Genomic DNA, 14,179 nt, shown 5'->3' on the forward strand with positions numbered 1-14,179 from the left:
GGTTCCGCTGCCGCCTGCGCATTCCCCCGTACCGCTACTCCACGCGGGCCTCGGCGCCGGTGGTGGGCTCCTCCTCGTCGGGCAGCCGTACGTCGTTGACGGTGATGTTCACCTCGACGACCTCCAGCCCGGTGATGCGTTCCACCGCCGCGATGACGTTCTCGCGGACGTCCCGGGCCACGTCGGTGATGGGGACGCCGTACTCGACGACCAGGTCCAGGTCCACGGCCGTCTGCCGCTCGCCCACCTCCACCTTGACGCCGCGCCCCACGTTGGGCCGGCCGCCCGGGACCCGGTCGCGGACGGCGCCGATGGTGCGCGACAGCCCGCCGCCCATGTCGTGGACGCCCGGGATCTCCCGGGCCGCGATGCCCGCCACCTTCACGACGACGAGGTCGGCGATCGAGGTCCGGCCGCGGTTCGCGGCGGGCTGGTCCGCGCCGGCGGAGCCGCCGGCCAGCGCCGTGGTGCCCTCGGTCCTGCCGCCGGTCCCGGCTGCGTGGGTGTCCTTGACGGTGACCGTGCTCTGGGTGGTCATGGTGGTGTCCTTCCCGCGTCGGCTCGTTCCTGTGGTGCCTGCATGTCTTCGGACCCGCTCCGGCCGCCGTTGTGACGCGGAAGTTCCCGGAAGGGTCCGGTGGAACGCGGACGGGGGCCCGGACCGAGCGGTCCGGGCCCCCGTCGGGCGCACCGTCAGGAGGACGGCATCAGCACCGTGTCGACGATGTACACGTTGGCGTTGGCGGTCTTGACGTTGCCGCAGACGACCTTCGAGGAGTCGTTGACGGTGTAGGACTCACCGGAGCCGGACGTGGCGAGCTTCGACTTCTCCAGGGTGGGGAAGGAGCCGTTCTCCAGGTCCTTCGGCGCGAGCTTCTGGCCGACGACGTGGTAGGTGAGGATCTTCGTCAGCTCGGCCTTGTCGGCCAGGACCTTGTCCAGGGTGGCCTTGGGGATCTTCTTGAAGGCGTCGTTGGTCGGGGCGAACACGGTGATGTCCTGCGCGTTGTTGAGCGTGTCGACCAGACCGGCCTTCTGCACGGCGGAGACCAGGGTGGACAGGGCCGGGTTGTTGGAGGCGGCGGTCGCCACCGGGTCCTTGGCCATGCCGTCGAAGGAACCGGCACCGTTCTCGGGCACGGAGGAGCAGGCGGGCCCGAACGGCTCGTCCATCGCCGAGGCGGAGCTGCCCATGCCGTCGTCCGAGGCGCCGGCCGGCGCCGGCGCCGACGCCTTCGACGCGGAGTCGGACTTGTCGGAGTCGCTGCCGCCGTCGGAACAGGCGCTGAGCGCGAGCGGCAGGACGGCCGCGGCGGCCAGGGTCACGGCGATCCGGCTGATACGGGTGTTCATGCGGTTTCTCCTGTGGGTAGCGGCAGCACGAGCTGCCCTGTGTGAGGGAAAAGAGGTGGTTCAGGGGGTCACTCGACGGTGACCACGACGGAGTGCCGTCCACTGGCACCGTCGGGGACGGTCCGGGTGCGTCTGTCGGTCTGCACCCGGCCGGAGCGGTCGGTGGCGCGCACGGTGAGCGTGTGACCGCCTTTGGTGGCCTGCCAGGGGAAGGACCACTGGCGCCAGGTGTCACGGCTGTCCTCGGTGGCCAGCCGGGCCTCCTGCCAGGGGCCGTCGTCGACCCGTACCTCGACCTTGCCGATGCCGCGGTGCTGGGCCCAGGCGACCCCGGCGACCATGACGGGACCGGCCCCGGGCCGGGCGAACGGCCTGGGGGTGTCGATCCGGGACTGCGTCTTGACGGGTGCCTCGCGGGCCCAGCCGCGCTCGACCCAGTAGGGGTCGTAGGCGTCGAAGGTGGTCAGCTCGATGTCGGTAATCCACTTGCAGGCGGAGACGAACCCGTACAGACCGGGCACCACCATCCGTGCGGGGAAGCCGTGTTCGAACGGCAGCGGCTCCCCGTTCATGCCGACGGCGAGCAGCGCGTCCCGGCCGTCCATGACGTCCTCGACCGGGCTGCCGATGGTCATGCCGTCCACCGAGCGGGCCACGAGCTGGTCGGCCGGGCCGCCCCGCGACGGCGGCCGCACCCCGCACTCGGCCAGCAGGTCGGCCAGCCGGGCGCCGGTCCAGCGCGCCGTACCCACGTACGGGCCGCCGACCTCGTTGGACACACACGTGAGGGTGATGTCGCGTTCCACCAGGTCGCGGCGGAGGAGATCGTCGAAGGAGAGCTCGACCGGACGGGACACGCCCCTGCCGTGGACGCGCAGCCGCCAGGTGGTGGCGTCCACCTTCGGGACCACCAGCGCGGTGTCGACCCGGTAGAAGGAGCCGTTGGGGGTGATGAACGGGCTCACGCCGGGGATCCGCAGACCGGCGCCCCGGGGCACGGCGGCCGCGGGCGAGCCCGGCGCCGGCAGCACCAGCCGGTCGCGGGAGGCGACCGCGCCCCGGGCGCTCGCACCGTTCAGCGCCCGGCCCAGCGTTCCGGCCCCGGCGGAGGCGGCGGCCGCCACCGTGGCGGCGATCACGAACCCGCGCCGGTCCCAGTCCTCCCGGGCACCCGGATCGGACGGCCCGCCGGAATCCGGCTCTCCGCCCGATGCGGGTCGCCCGGACACGGGTCGCCCGCCGGAGTCGGGCTGCCGCCCGGCGAGCCGTCCCGCGAGGACGAGGAGGACAGCCGCCCCGGCGCCCGCGCCCACCAGCGAGGGCAGGGCGTCCGGCAGGCCGCTCGAGTCGGGCCGGCCGGTCGCCGCCAGCGCGCCGACCACGCCGAACAGCACAACCCCCGCCGCGCCGGTCCGCCGGAAGCGCAGCGCGGCGATTCCGAGGGCGAACGCGAAAAGCGCCAGCAGCGCCAGAATTCCGCATTGCAGCACCAGCTTGTCGTCGGTGCCGAAATTCCGGACGGCCCAGTCCTTCACGGCGGCGGGCGTGCGGTCGATCGCCGCCCCTCCCACCGCGACGACCGGTCCCGCCTGCGGACGGACCGCCGCCGACACCAGCTCGGCCGTGGCCAGCGAGGCGAAGCCCGCCACGGCACCGGCGAGCGCGCCCGCCGTCACCCGGATCGGCCCCAAGGGCCCGCGCGGTTCCTTCTCGTCGTCGGTCACGTGGGGAATCCGGTTCCGCGGGGGTTCCGGATTGGCCGTCCCCTCGATCGAGTGAATCTTTTTTCCGCACCCATCCGCGTGCCGCACCGCTACGGAGACAAGAGAAAAAATCGAGTGTCCCGGACTCCCGGGCCCTTCCGGTCGTGCATCCGCCGGCGCCTGACCGCCGAAGAGGTCACGCGTCACAGGCTCGGCGCACAGGTGTCCAACCTGGAGAGACCGGACGAGAGGAGCCGCCCAGTGGCGGGGGCCCGCACACCGACCGCACCACCGGACGTCGGGGGCGTCACCGACGACGCCCTGCTGACGGTCCGGGCCGCGGAGGGCGACGAGGACGCCTTCGCGGTGCTCGTGCAGCGCCACGCACCGGCGCTCATCCGGCTCGCCACCCGACTGCTGGGCACCCCGGCGGAGGCGGAGGACGCGGTGCAGGAAGCCTTCCTGAGCGCCTGGCGCCGGCTGCCCGAGTTCCAGGGACGGGCGTCCTTCGGCACGTGGATGTACCGCATCGTCACCAACCGCTGCCTGAACGTGCTGCGGGCCCGCAGACCCGTGGCGCCCCTCGAGGCGGCCGGGGAGGTGCCGGCGGCCGAGCACACCACCTCCCCCGAGCGCCTCGCCGAGTCCCGCGACGCCGTCCGCGAGCTGCGCGAAGCCCTCGACCGCCTCTCGGCCGAACAGCGCACCTGCTGGGTGCTGAGAGAACTGGACGGCCGGTCCTACGAGTTCATCGCGGACGCGGTCGGCCTCAGCCAGGAGGCCGTCCGGGCCCGCGTCTTCCGCGCACGCCGCTGCCTGACACGAGCACTGGGGGCCTGGCGATGACCACCCACACCGACCCGCCCGACGACGCCCGTGTCCACGGCGACGACGAACACCTGCCGTGCGGGAGGCCGTTGTCCCGGGTCTGGGACGACTGGGAACGGCGGACGGAGGACCCCCACCGGACCGGCTGCCCGCACTGCCGCCGGGCCGTACGGGAACTCGACGAACTGGAGACGGCCGTGCGCGGCCTGCGCGAGGAGTTCCCGGGCACCGACGCGTACGACGCCGGGCCACTGACCCGGCGGGTCATGGACCTCGTCCGCCTGGAGCTGCGGCCCGGCCGGCCGCTTCCCCTGGGCGAACCGGCCGAGGACCTGTGGATCATGGAAGCGGTCGCGGCCCGCGCGCTGCGCGAGGCCGCCGAGACGGTCGACGGCGTCCGCGCGGGCTCCTGCCGCCTCGCGCCCGCCGACGGCCCGGACACCGGCGCCGTCGAACTCCGCCTCGACATCCACGCCCCGGCCGGCGCCGGCCTGCCGGAGCTCGCGGAGCGGGTGAGGCGGCGTGTGCGGGAAACCGCTGACCGGCACCTGGGCATGGTCATAGCGGCCGTGGACATCCGGGTCACCGACCTCGTCGACGCCCCGGCCGGCGATCAGGAAGGGCGAACCGCATGACCGCGCACATCGCGCACGACACGCTCGTCGAGGACGTCGCCGGGGTCGTGGAGGGCGTGCCCGGTGTGGCCTTCCTCAAGCCGGGCCTGGCCGCCCGGCTCCGCTCGGCGTGGTCCGGCCCCGCCGCGGGGCCCGGCGCCGGCCGCCCGCCGGCCGCGGGAATCCGTCTGACGCCCGGCCCCGAGGGCTGGCACGTCGACGTCCAGGTGGTGGCGTCGCGCCGGGACCGGACGGTGGACGTGACCCGCGCCGTCCGCGACGCCGTCCAGGCACACCTGGCCGCGCTGTCCCCGGGCGGCCCGCCGGCACGGGTGACCGTGACGGTGACGGGCCTGGTCTGATCCGGGGCGGGATCCGGCACCGCGCCCGGGCGCACGCCCCGGCACCTCGCCGCCGGGCGCCCGCCCCGGCACCGGCCCGGCACCGGCCCGGGCCCGCGTCTCAGGTGGGGAAGCCCAGCAGCGCGACCGGCGTGGAGCTCGGCTCCGCGGAGCCGCCCGCCGGTTCCACGGTGACCCCCATGCCCGAGGCGCCGTCCACCCCGCCGCGCAGCAGCACCGCCTGATCGGTGCGGCCGGGATCCATGAAGCCGGCCGACCGCATGGTGCCGTCGTCGTCGTACCAGAGCTGGTAGACCTTGCCCCCCGCGGGCCGGGCCATCCCGGAGGCGACGAACACGGCCCTGTCCCGTTCCCGGGAGACCACGACGCTGCCGGTGGCGCCGTCGCCCAGGTCGGCGGTCCGGGTCCGCGCGTCCGGCGCCGCCAGCACGGCGGCGATCTCGGCGGTGCCCTGCCGGGCGCTGCGCGCCTGCCGCAGGGCGTCCTCGGCCCGCTGGTGCTGCCACACCGTCGTACCGCCGAGCGTGGCGGCCGCCGCGAGACACGCGGCCAGCGCCCATCGGGACAGCAGCCGCGCCCGGCGTCCGGCCCGGACCGGACGCGTCCCGGTCGTGCCGGGCGGCACCTGCCGGACGGAGGAGATCCGGCGCAGGACCTGCCCGCGCAGGGCGGCCGAAGGCGTCACGGTGGCGGCGAGCCCCAGACGCGCCGCGGTCGCGGACAGCTCGGCGGTCTCCTGCGCACACGCCTCGCAGTCCGCCAGGTGACGCTCGAACGCGGCGTGTTCCTCGTCGGACAGGGCGTGCAGGGCGTAGGCGCCGGTCATCAGGTGCAGGTCGGCGGTGGTGGTCACGCGGTCACCCCCAGGCAGTCGCGCAGCCGGATGAGACCGTCCCGCAGCCGGGTCTTGGCGGTGCCCAGCGGAAGGGCGAGCGCCTCCGCGACCTGGCGGTAGGTCAGCCCGCGGTAGTAGGCGAGCGTGACGGCCTGCCGCTGGATCTCGGTCAGCGTGCGCAGGCACCGCCGTACCTGTTCCCGTTCCAGCCTGGCCTCGACCTGTTCGGTCACCTCGTCGAACTCGGGCGTCCGAGCCAGCAGGGCCGCCTTGTGGTCCCTGACCGCCGCCGCCTCCACCGAGCGCACCCGGTCCACCGCGCGGCGGTGCGCGAGCGTGAGGACCCAGTTGAGGGCGGTCCCGATCTCGGACCGGTAGCGGGGAGCGGTCCGCCACACCTCGACCAGTACCTCCTGCGCCACTTCCTCCGACTGGGCCGGGTCACGCAGCACGGCCTGCACGACCCCGAGGACCGGACCGGCCACGGCGTCGTAGACGGAGGCGAACGCGTCCTCGTCGCCCAGGGCGACGCGGCCCATCAGCTCCTGCAGATCAGGTCGGGACGAGGGATTCGCGCCGATGTACACGGCTTCTCTCACAAGGTGCCTCCGCGGTTGCGACATCTCCGGACGTAATCCGATCCCGGGGAGGCGGCGGATTGGTCCTGACGGGGAAAGAGTGCGGATACCCCGACGGGGCCGTCCCACGCCCCGGTACCGGACGGCCGTCACCCCGGCTGGGCGGGCCCCATTCGGAGGAGCCGAGCGGGTGGCTGTACGCGGGGCGTCCCACGTTCCCGCTGGTCCGGAAGGGCCTGCCGCGGTCGTCGACGCGTACGGTGCCGTGCCGGTCGCCGCCGGACCAGTCCAGCTCCAGGTACCAGCTCACGTTGTGCGCCCGCGCGTCCGCGAAGACGTAGAAGACCTCGGGGTCGGACTCGCTCACCTTGTACGGGAAGTCGCGCTGACCGGCCTTCGGGGTGAGCGTGGGCCGCCCGGCGTCGAGGTCCGTCCCGAACGCCGCCGTCCCCACGCCGCCACCGCACCCGACCCCCATCTCGAAGTCGTTCCAGGCGAGCGGCGCGCTCTTCTCCACCACCCGCACATGCAGGTCCTCCAGCACGACGGCAGCGGCCACCACGGCCACACGGCCAAGTCCCTCGAGGTCTACTTCGACACGGGCGCACGGGCCGCCGCACGTCCGTCGCTGCCCGCGAAGGGCGTGTACGTCGACGACTCGATCCGGGTCTCGTACTGGCAGTCGACCATGGACGACGCCCTGAACCGGTGACACGCGAATGGGCCGGGGCCCGCACCCCAAGGGTGCGGACCCCGGCCCACGGCGCGCGAACCAGCGGCTCGCGGCGCTTCGCGTCGGCGTCAGGCGGGAACGATGTTCTCCGCCTGCGGGCCCTTCTGGCCCTGCGTGACGTCGAAGGTCACCTTCTGGCCTTCCTGAAGCTCGCGGAAGCCGGTGGTGGCGATGTTCGAGTAGTGGGCGAACACGTCAGCGCCGCCGCCGTCCTGCTCGATGAAGCCGAAGCCCTTTTCCGCGTTGAACCACTTCACGGTGCCAGATGCCATATTGAATCTCCCTTGAGGGGCGGTGCCGGACCCGCGTTTTACGGATCCGAGTGGTCGCGATGATCACCCCTCCGGAAAGATCCGGAAAGCTGTGCAAAGAAAAAATCTCCGGTAACCAAAACAGCAACCGGCAGCAAGCTAACACAGGTACCGGTCGCAGCACCTGAGCACTTTCCGGAGCGTCGGGCCGTTCTCGTCCGCCGCCGTCCGCACTTGCGTGCCGGCGCAACTCGACATCGCGCCGAGTCCGTTGGGCCTCCGGCGTGTTTCCCGGTCCGGGCGGAGTACGTCGTCGACCGGTCCCCGAAGGGGCGCCCGCGTGCCCGGCGCCGGACGCCCGCCGTCCGGACACCGGACGCGCTGGGCGGCCGTCAGGGCGCGTCGGGGTGGACCGTGGGGCCGGGCAGCTCCAGGCCGGTGCAGCCTCGGCGCTCGGCCTGATCCGCCGCGAACGCGTTGAGCAGGTGCCGTACGTCGCTCATCGGCAGCACCGACCGGGAGGCGTTCGGGGAGTGGCTGTCGGCGAGGAAGTTGGCGACCTCCCCGGCGCAACGGGCCTTCGCACGGCCGAAATGCGTGCCGAGCAGCGCCTCGCTCGCGCTGTGCCTCTCGGGGATCCGCGCGTTGGAGGAGAGCAGCCGCTCGAAGGGCTCTTCCGCCCAATCGCCGTACCAGCCCGTGAGCCGTACGGCCGTCTCGCCCGTACCGGAGTCGACCAGCGAGCAACTGGTGATCGGCGCCCGCTCGTCCGTGGGGGCGACCACCTGCCATTGCCTGCCGGACGGGCTCCTGGGCAGCGTGTCCCGGGCCAGCCAGCCGCACATGGTGTTCCGCGCCCGGCCCAGGGACAGCTTTCCGGCGGATGCGACGTGGTCCGGCAGCGGCAGCGGTTCGGCCCCGCAGCCGATCTCCACGTTGGCGCCGTTGGCGATGCGCACGGCCGTGCGCAGGGACTCGCGTGAGGGGGCGCTCTCCACGCCGTTGGCGAACACCCTGGTGACGAGGCGCCGCTCGCGGCCCTCGGCATCGGGGCGGAGCTTCGGGCACTCCTGGATGATCACCGGGCCGAACAGGCCGTAGAAACCGGGTACCGACCGGGGGAAGGCGTAGTCGAGCTCCCTCGGAATGGCGAACTCCATGTCCAGCGGACCCAGCCGCTTCCCCGTGTCGGTCTCCGCCTCGATCAGGAGGGCGAAGTGCCGGCCGTCGCTCTTGTCCACCCCGCACCGCAGCGAGGAGCTCCCGGAGCCGAAGGTGTCCTTGCCCGCCCGCAGCCTCTCGTCCGGCAGCAGTTCCGCGAGTTCGCCGCCCGACAGGTTGCCCCCGCACAGCTTCGCCGCGTACCACCAGGGCTGCCACACCGGCTTCGCCGCCCAGGTCGCGCCCGCGACGACGGCGAGCACCACCGCCACGATCCCGAGCACCCGCCTGCCGGGCAGCAGGCGCCGCCCCCGTATCCCCCGTGCCATGACCTGCGGTCTCTTCCTTTCCCGGGTCCTGCGCCGACAGGCGCAGCCTATGTCACCCCACGCGTGCGCAGCGGTGTCACGGAAGGTCGCCGCGCCCCAGCCACGACGGCCTGACGGGCACACCGTCCGCATACCGTTCGACATCCGGCTCCGGCTCCGGCTGCGCAGTCCGCTCCGGTCCGGGCGGCGCGGGCACGGGGCCGGCCGCCGCCCGAACGGTCCCGCCCGCCGGCTGCTCGGCCGCGAGCTGCGGGGCGGCGGGCGCGGCGGAGTCCTCCAGCAGCTCCGCCACCGTGAAGCGCGTGGCGAACGACTGCCACGCGCCGTCGACGACGAGCAGGAACCCGTCGCCCTGCCGCAGCAGCCGACGGCGCCTGGCACTGAGCGGATGCGCGGGCAGGTGGACGCGGGCCCGCCGCTCCAGCTCCGCGAGCGCCTCCGTACGGGATCCGGTGACGTGCGCCACCACGGACGCCTCCATGTGCTTGCGGTCCCCGGTCCCCACGGTCGTCTCGACGACGAGTCCCCATGTGGTCACTGTCTCCCCCTCTGCCCCGCCCCCCCCTGCCGTGGGGAGCGAGGGTCGCACGACTGCATGTGGCTGTTCCCGCGGTCCCAGGGGCGGCGCGGCCCGGCCGCACGCCCCCTGACGCCCGCGACCGCGCGGACGCCGGCACGCTCGCCGTCGCCGCCGCGGCGAGCGGCGGGGAGGCGAGCGTGCCGGCGGCTGCCGGTCCGGGCGGGGGCGTCAGCCGCTGATCTCGATCTTCTCGCCGGTCTCGGGGGTACCGGCCTTCTCCGCCCGGTCGTCGCGCCCGCGCCGGGTGATGCCCTGCAGCATCTCCGCGAGGTCCACCCCCGTGGTGGAACCGAGGAGTTCGAGTCCCTGCGCCACGTTGTTGGCCACCGTCCGGGGAAGCTGCCCGGCTCCGTCGGTGGAGATGACCGTCATCTTGTCCACGGCGCCGAGCGGTTCCGCCGCCTTGGCGACGACCTGCGGAAGCACCTCCACCAGCATCTGGAGGATCGCGGCGTCGCCGTACGCCCCGAACGCGTCCGCCTTCTTCTGCATCGCCTCGGCCTCCGCGGCGCCCTTGGCGCCGATGGCCGCCGCCTCGGCCTCACCCTCCAGCCGGACCGCCTGTGCGACCGCCGCACGCCGGGCCCGCTCGGCCTCACCCTGCTTCAGACCCTCGACGGCCTCCGCCTCCGCCAGTGCGGACCTGCGCTGCTTCTCACCCTCACCGGTCAGCCGCGCGCGCTCGGCCTCCGCCTGCGCGGCGGCGATGCCGGCCAGCCGCTCGGCCTCCGCCTGCTTCACCCGCGCGACCCGCTTGGCCTCCGCCTCCTGCTCGGCGGCGTAGCGCTGCGCGTCGGCGGGCTTGCGGACCTGCGTGTCGAGCTGGCGGTCGGTCAGGGCGGCCTGCCGTTCGGCCACCTTCTCCTGCTCGATGAGGATCTCCTGCCGCCGGGCGGCCTCGGCGAGCGGACCGGCGGCCGCGGCCCGCGCCCCGGCCTCGTCGGTCTCGGCCTTGATCTCCGCCTGCTTCAGCGCGAACGTCCGCTGGGCGACGGCGATCTCCTCCTCCGCCTTCAGCCGGGCCTGCTCCGCCGCCCGCCGGGCCACGGCCTCGGCGATGTCGGCCTCCTGCTTGGCGCGGGCGGCCTCCGGGCGGCCGAGGTCCTCCAGGTAGGAGCCCTCGGTGGTGATGTCCTGGATCTGGAAGGCGTCCAGCACCAGGCCCTGCCCCGACAGGCTCGCCTCCGCCTCCTCGGCGACCTGCCCGGCGAACGCGGCCCGGTCCCGGATGATGTCCTCCACGGACATCCGTCCCACGATCGCGCGCAGCGCGCCGGAGAGCACTTCCTGGGTGAAGCCGACGATGCCGTCCTGCTGCATCAGGAACCGCTGTGCGGCAGCCCGGATGGAGTCCTCGGTGCCGCCGACCTTCACGATGGCCACACCCTCGAGGTTGGCCTTCACGCCGCGCAGGGTGACCGCGCCGCGCACGGCGACGGGGATGTGCCGGGAGGACAGGTCCAGGGTGAACTTCTGCTGCACGAACGGCACGACGAAGACGCCGCCGCCGACGACGACCTTCTGCCCGCTGTTGTCGGTGAAGACCCGCCCGGTCTCGGGATCGGTGGTCTTCTTGCCACGGCGTCCCGTGATGATGAACGCCTCGCTCGGACCGGCCACCTTGTAGCGGCTGACGACGACGAGAGCCGACAGGACCAGGAGTACGACGACTCCGATCACGGCGACGACTACAGGACTCATGACAGTGCCCCCAGACACGTAGCACCCCGGAGGGTTGGAAGGACCGCCCCGTCAGGGCGGTGAGAAGTTGGCGAACGGGCCGCGGGACGCGGCGCGGGTCAGCGGTCCACCGGGCGCACCAGGACGGACGTCGTGGACGGCGCCGCCTCCACCCACACCTCGGAGCCGAGGGGGACGGGCGCCGTGCTGCGCGCCGCGAGCTTGACCGGCTGGCCGCCGAGGCGCAGCAGCACCTCGCCGAACCCGCCGGCCGGGATGGCGGTCACCACCTTGCCGGACGCGCCGATGAGGTCGTCCCCGGTGGGAGCCGCCGCCGTCCGGTCGCGCATCAGGGCGCGGCTGAAGCGGTATGTCAGCCAAGCCGCGCCCACCCCCGTCAGCGCGCCGACGCCGGCGGCTCCCACCGGGCCCACCCCCGTGGTCGCCTGTGTGATGACACCGCCGAACCCCGTCATCGCCAGGAATCCGGCGACCACCGGCAGCGACAGCCACCCGTCGAGGCCGCCGCCCAGCGCGCCGTCGAACACGCCGTCCAGCAACCCGTCGAAGACCAGCGACAGGGCGAGCAGCACGACCCCCGTGATGCCGAGTCCCAGAAACCAGGCCATGCGTGCCGTCCCCCTCTCGTCCGTCGCCGGTCTTCGTCCTGATGTGATCCTGACACCTGAGGGTGGGGGTTTCATTTCCCGGTTCCGGCAATGTTCACGCGTTTTCGATGCCGGTCGACAGCCGGGCGGACGGCACCGGCCCCGCTCCGGGCCGGCCGCCGGCTGCCGCCGGGGCCCCGGTGCTCGCCGGTGCGGCACCCCGAAGCGCGCGCGTATGCGGAATCGAGACCTTCCCGCACGCCCGTGCGCACAACCCCGGCGGCGGCCCACGGGTCTAGTGCGGCAAACCTTTCCGGTCGCAGCGCTGGAGTGCCGCGTCGGTCACGGTTCGCCCCGTCGCGAACGGTGACCGACGCGGCACCGGAAGCGACTTCTGATCCGGGAACGAGCCGGCGGCCGGCCGCACGGCACCACCTTCCGGGCGGGTGGTCGCGCGGGTCGTGGCCGTGGCTTCACCATCGAGGAGAGGACTTGCCGTGCCGGGTCTGAGGGGTACGTCGCTGACGGCGGTGGTGGGCGGCATCCTGCTGCTGACGGGGTGTCAGGATGCGGCGGGCTCCCACGCCGGTTCGTCCGCCCCCTCCGCGTCCTCGCCCGCCGCGAGCGCCTCGGCGCCGGCCGGCACCGCGCCGAGGGCTCCTGCCACCGCCACACCTTCGGCCTCCGCCGCCACCGAGCCGGCGAACCCGGCCACCCGCACGCCTTCGCGGTCGTCCGCCTCCGCCGTCACGGCCGGGAGCGCGTCCCCCGCTCCCACGCGAACCCTCTCCCCGCCCGCCGCCCGGAACGACTGCCGCAACCTGACCGTCAGCGACACCGTGAAGGCCGCCGTGACGGGGTCGTACCAGCGCGCGTTTCCCCGTTTCGTGCACGTCCGGCCGGTGCCGCAGCAGTTCTTCTACGGCCGGTGCGGAGACGTCGGCTACGCCGCCACCCGCTTCGAGGCGACCCCCGGTGCCACGCAGGAGGAACTCGTGGGCATGCAGGACGAGGGCAGTGCCACCAAGTACTTCCGCTTCACGTCCGCCGGCGGCTGGACCTATCTCACGAGCGACGCCTTCCCGCGTGGAGCCCACGGCTGCCGCGACGTCCCGCAGATTCCCGAAGCCCTGGCCGCGGTCTGGGGGGACTGCCCGCTCGCACGGTGAATGCGGGGCGAGCACGACGGGGAGACCGGGCCGCCGGCGCCGGGCCCGGCTCTCGGTCGGCCGGGCGCGCCGGGACGGTGGCGGTCCGCACGGCGCCCGTGCGGTCCGGGCGATCGAAGGCTTCCGGATCCCGGCAGTGACGGCGGACCGCGCGCGGTGCCGGGCTTCGCGCCGGGAGGCACGCGGAGGCCCTGGACCTCATACGGTCCGCGACCGCACCGCGACCGCACCGCGCCCGCTGTTCCTGGGGCCGGGACCACGGGACCCCGCGGCTGCGCGGTCACCTGTGCGCGGTGCCCGCGCTCGCGGCCCGAGCCCCGGATCGGCGGCGCGTTCGCCACCCGCGCGGGCGCGGCCGCCGGCCGGTCCTCCGGCCCGGCTACGCCAGGCCGGAGGGGGCGCCTGCCTCGGTGGCGCCGGTGGTGCCGGCCGCCGGGGCGGACGGGACGGTGCGGCGCTGGGCGTGCAGTTCGTCGCGGAGCCGGCGGACCTCTTCCGTGAGGGCGGAGATCTCGCTGTTCGTCCGGGCCTCGGTGGCGCGGAGCTCGGAGAACCGGTCCATGAACCAGGACGCGAGCGTCGCCGTGACCAGACCCGCGAGCGCGATGCCGCCGACCATCAGCGCGATGGCGATCAGGCGCCCCTCGGTCGTCGTGGGATAGAGGTCGCCGTAACCGACGGTGGTGACCGTGGTCACAGACCACCACAGGGCGTCACCGAACGTCGTGATCGAGGCGTCCGGGTTGCGCCGCTCGACGTCGAGGATCGCCAGGCTGGACAGGAACAGCAGCAGAGCGGTGCAGGCCCCCACGTAGGTGCCCAGACGCAGCCGGACCCGGCCCAGAGTGGAGGCGTTGCGGCGCACCACCATGAACACGATGGTCACCAGCCGCAGGGGGCGCAGCGGCGGCAGGATCAGGGTCGCCAGGTCGAACAGCCGTACCTTGACGAACTGCCACCGGCTGCCGGCCATGACGAAGCGCAGGACGAACTCGACGGCCAGCAGCGCCCAGATGGCGAAGGTCACGGTTGCGGCGGTGTTCCGCCAGGCGCGGGGGAGTTCCGGGGCGAGGATCGGCACCGCGTAGGCCGTGAGGTAGACCACCGCGAGGCCGATGAGCCAGCCGCCGGTGCGCTGCTCCCAGCGCCGGAGCCGTTCATTCCTGATGGCAGGTGTGGCAGACATGGCACGCCATTGTGGCATCGGGCCGTGTGTGCCGGTCATGGCGGCATGCGCTCCGGGCCCCTCCCCGGGAGGAGGGCGGCCGAGCCGGGCGGCGCGGGCGGGACGAGGGGAGGCCGCGATCCCCCTGCGACCACGCGGCCACGCGAGGCCCCCGGGGCCGGAGGGCAAGGCTCGGCGGGGCCACCGGATCGCCGGATCGCCGGATCGCC

17 protein-coding genes and 1 pseudogene are annotated in these 14,179 nt (G+C 73.9%); 5 read left to right on the plus strand and 13 right to left on the minus strand.

What is annotated here, in order from left to right:
- Positions 1-34 precede the first annotated feature (34 nt).
- The 3 genes from MXD57_RS09370 to MXD57_RS09380 all read right to left on the minus strand — a co-directional run bounded on the left by MXD57_RS09370 (position 35) and on the right by MXD57_RS09380 (position 3,077).
- Entirely contained in the window at positions 35-538 is a 504-nt protein-coding gene (locus MXD57_RS09370; RefSeq protein WP_250400869.1) for an Asp23/Gls24 family envelope stress response protein, read from the minus strand.
- 155 nt (positions 539-693) lie between these two features.
- On the minus strand, positions 694-1,353 hold the full coding sequence (locus MXD57_RS09375) for a fasciclin domain-containing protein (RefSeq protein ID WP_250400870.1): 660 nt from the start codon (positions 1,351-1,353) through the stop codon (positions 694-696).
- Positions 1,354-1,421: 68 nt separating this feature from the next.
- Positions 1,422-3,077 carry a molybdopterin-dependent oxidoreductase gene (locus MXD57_RS09380; RefSeq protein ID WP_250400871.1) on the minus strand — a complete coding sequence of 552 codons (1,656 nt, stop codon included), beginning with the start codon at positions 3,075-3,077 and terminating at the stop codon, positions 1,422-1,424.
- A gap of 240 nt (positions 3,078-3,317) precedes the next feature.
- Here MXD57_RS09380 and MXD57_RS09385 point away from each other — a divergent pair, with 240 nt between their 5' ends.
- Genes MXD57_RS09385 through MXD57_RS09395 form a run of 3 tightly spaced genes read left to right on the plus strand, consistent with a single transcriptional unit; the run spans position 3,318 to position 4,860 of the window.
- Positions 3,318-3,902 carry an RNA polymerase sigma factor gene (locus tag MXD57_RS09385; RefSeq protein ID WP_250400872.1) on the plus strand — a complete coding sequence of 195 codons (585 nt, stop codon included), beginning with the start codon at positions 3,318-3,320 and terminating at the stop codon, positions 3,900-3,902.
- Positions 3,899-4,519: an Asp23/Gls24 family envelope stress response protein gene (locus MXD57_RS09390; protein ID WP_250400873.1), complete on the plus strand. Its 621-nt coding sequence runs from the start codon at positions 3,899-3,901 to the stop codon at positions 4,517-4,519. The genes MXD57_RS09385 and MXD57_RS09390 overlap by 4 nt, the downstream gene beginning before the upstream one ends.
- Entirely contained in the window at positions 4,516-4,860 is a 345-nt protein-coding gene (locus MXD57_RS09395; RefSeq protein ID WP_250400874.1) for a hypothetical protein, read from the plus strand. Before MXD57_RS09390 ends, MXD57_RS09395 begins: the two co-directional genes overlap by 4 nt.
- A 100-nt stretch (positions 4,861-4,960) precedes the next feature.
- Here MXD57_RS09395 and MXD57_RS09400 read toward each other — a convergent pair whose 3' ends face one another.
- The 3 genes and pseudogenes from MXD57_RS09400 to MXD57_RS09410 all read right to left on the minus strand — a co-directional run.
- A complete protein-coding gene (locus MXD57_RS09400; RefSeq protein WP_250400965.1) occupies positions 4,961-5,686 on the minus strand; it encodes an anti-sigma factor in 726 nt (241 codons plus the stop codon).
- Positions 5,687-5,709: 23 nt separating this feature from the next.
- Positions 5,710-6,294, minus strand: a complete 585-nt coding sequence (locus MXD57_RS09405) for a sigma-70 family RNA polymerase sigma factor (protein ID WP_250400875.1) — start codon at positions 6,292-6,294, stop codon at positions 5,710-5,712.
- Positions 6,295-6,439: 145 nt separating this feature from the next.
- Positions 6,440-6,826: pseudogene (locus MXD57_RS09410) on the minus strand (transcriptional regulator); the annotation flags it as partial.
- Between MXD57_RS09410 and MXD57_RS09415 the strand changes: the two are divergent.
- Positions 6,800-6,985 carry a hypothetical protein gene (locus MXD57_RS09415; RefSeq protein WP_250400972.1) on the plus strand — a complete coding sequence of 62 codons (186 nt, stop codon included), beginning with the start codon at positions 6,800-6,802 and terminating at the stop codon, positions 6,983-6,985. The pseudogene MXD57_RS09410 and the gene MXD57_RS09415 sit on opposite strands and share 27 nt — an antisense overlap.
- Before the next feature lie 89 nt (positions 6,986-7,074).
- Here the strand turns inward: MXD57_RS09415 and MXD57_RS09420 are convergent, their stop codons facing one another.
- From MXD57_RS09420 to MXD57_RS09445, 6 genes are all read right to left on the minus strand, one after another.
- Entirely contained in the window at positions 7,075-7,278 is a 204-nt protein-coding gene (locus MXD57_RS09420) for a cold-shock protein (protein ID WP_030736617.1), read from the minus strand.
- Between the two features lie 371 nt (positions 7,279-7,649).
- The gene (locus tag MXD57_RS09425) at positions 7,650-8,747 is read right to left on the minus strand and encodes a hypothetical protein (protein WP_250400876.1); all 1,098 of its coding nucleotides are present in this window, start codon (positions 8,745-8,747) and stop codon (positions 7,650-7,652) included.
- Between the two features lie 76 nt (positions 8,748-8,823).
- Positions 8,824-9,228 (minus strand): hypothetical protein, encoded by a 405-nt coding sequence (locus MXD57_RS09430; RefSeq protein ID WP_250400966.1) that lies wholly within the window; start codon positions 9,226-9,228, stop codon positions 8,824-8,826.
- A 267-nt stretch (positions 9,229-9,495) separates the two neighbouring features.
- Positions 9,496-11,028, minus strand: coding sequence for an SPFH domain-containing protein (locus tag MXD57_RS09435; protein ID WP_250400877.1), 1,533 nt, complete (start codon positions 11,026-11,028; stop codon positions 9,496-9,498).
- 98 nt (positions 11,029-11,126) lie between these two features.
- On the minus strand, positions 11,127-11,636 hold the full coding sequence (locus tag MXD57_RS09440; RefSeq protein ID WP_250400878.1) for a hypothetical protein: 510 nt from the start codon (positions 11,634-11,636) through the stop codon (positions 11,127-11,129).
- 541 nt (positions 11,637-12,177) lie between these two features.
- Positions 12,178-12,393, minus strand: coding sequence for a hypothetical protein (locus MXD57_RS09445; RefSeq protein WP_250400879.1), 216 nt, complete (start codon positions 12,391-12,393; stop codon positions 12,178-12,180).
- Between the two features lie 73 nt (positions 12,394-12,466).
- On the opposite strand from MXD57_RS09445, the gene MXD57_RS09450 reads away from it, so the two are divergent.
- Entirely contained in the window at positions 12,467-12,784 is a 318-nt protein-coding gene (locus tag MXD57_RS09450) for a hypothetical protein (RefSeq protein ID WP_250400880.1), read from the plus strand.
- A gap of 379 nt (positions 12,785-13,163) precedes the next feature.
- Here the strand turns inward: MXD57_RS09450 and MXD57_RS09455 are convergent, their stop codons facing one another.
- The gene (locus tag MXD57_RS09455; protein WP_250400881.1) at positions 13,164-13,970 is read right to left on the minus strand and encodes a potassium channel family protein; all 807 of its coding nucleotides are present in this window, start codon (positions 13,968-13,970) and stop codon (positions 13,164-13,166) included.
- Between the last annotated feature and the right edge of the window lie 209 nt (positions 13,971-14,179).

Origin of the sequence: Streptomyces cellostaticus (assembly GCF_023630175.1) — a bacterium.
Classification (GTDB): Bacteria; Actinomycetota; Actinomycetes; order Streptomycetales; family Streptomycetaceae; genus Streptomyces; species Streptomyces cellostaticus_A.

Excerpts from the sequence above, each read along its gene's own strand:
- MXD57_RS09375 (WP_250400870.1), bottom strand. The coding sequence starts at position 1,353 with ATGAACACCCGTATCAGCCGGATCGCCGTGACCCTGGCCGCCGCGGCC.
- MXD57_RS09435 (WP_250400877.1), bottom strand. The coding sequence starts at position 11,028 with ATGAGTCCTGTAGTCGTCGCCGTGATCGGAGTCGTCGTACTCCTGGTC.
- MXD57_RS09420 (WP_030736617.1), bottom strand. The coding sequence starts at position 7,278 with ATGGCATCTGGCACCGTGAAGTGGTTCAACGCGGAAAAGGGCTTCGGC.
- MXD57_RS09395 (WP_250400874.1), top strand. The coding sequence starts at position 4,516 with ATGACCGCGCACATCGCGCACGACACGCTCGTCGAGGACGTCGCCGGG.
- MXD57_RS09400 (WP_250400965.1), bottom strand. The coding sequence starts at position 5,686 with ATGACCGGCGCCTACGCCCTGCACGCCCTGTCCGACGAGGAACACGCC.
- MXD57_RS09430 (WP_250400966.1), bottom strand. The coding sequence starts at position 9,228 with ATGGAGGCGTCCGTGGTGGCGCACGTCACCGGATCCCGTACGGAGGCG.
- MXD57_RS09370 (WP_250400869.1), bottom strand. The coding sequence starts at position 538 with ATGACCACCCAGAGCACGGTCACCGTCAAGGACACCCACGCAGCCGGG.
- MXD57_RS09425 (WP_250400876.1), bottom strand. The coding sequence starts at position 8,747 with ATGGCACGGGGGATACGGGGGCGGCGCCTGCTGCCCGGCAGGCGGGTG.
- MXD57_RS09390 (WP_250400873.1), top strand. The coding sequence starts at position 3,899 with ATGACCACCCACACCGACCCGCCCGACGACGCCCGTGTCCACGGCGAC.
- MXD57_RS09440 (WP_250400878.1), bottom strand. The coding sequence starts at position 11,636 with ATGGCCTGGTTTCTGGGACTCGGCATCACGGGGGTCGTGCTGCTCGCC.
- MXD57_RS09415 (WP_250400972.1), top strand. The coding sequence starts at position 6,800 with ATGCAGGTCCTCCAGCACGACGGCAGCGGCCACCACGGCCACACGGCC.
- MXD57_RS09455 (WP_250400881.1), bottom strand. The coding sequence starts at position 13,970 with ATGTCTGCCACACCTGCCATCAGGAATGAACGGCTCCGGCGCTGGGAG.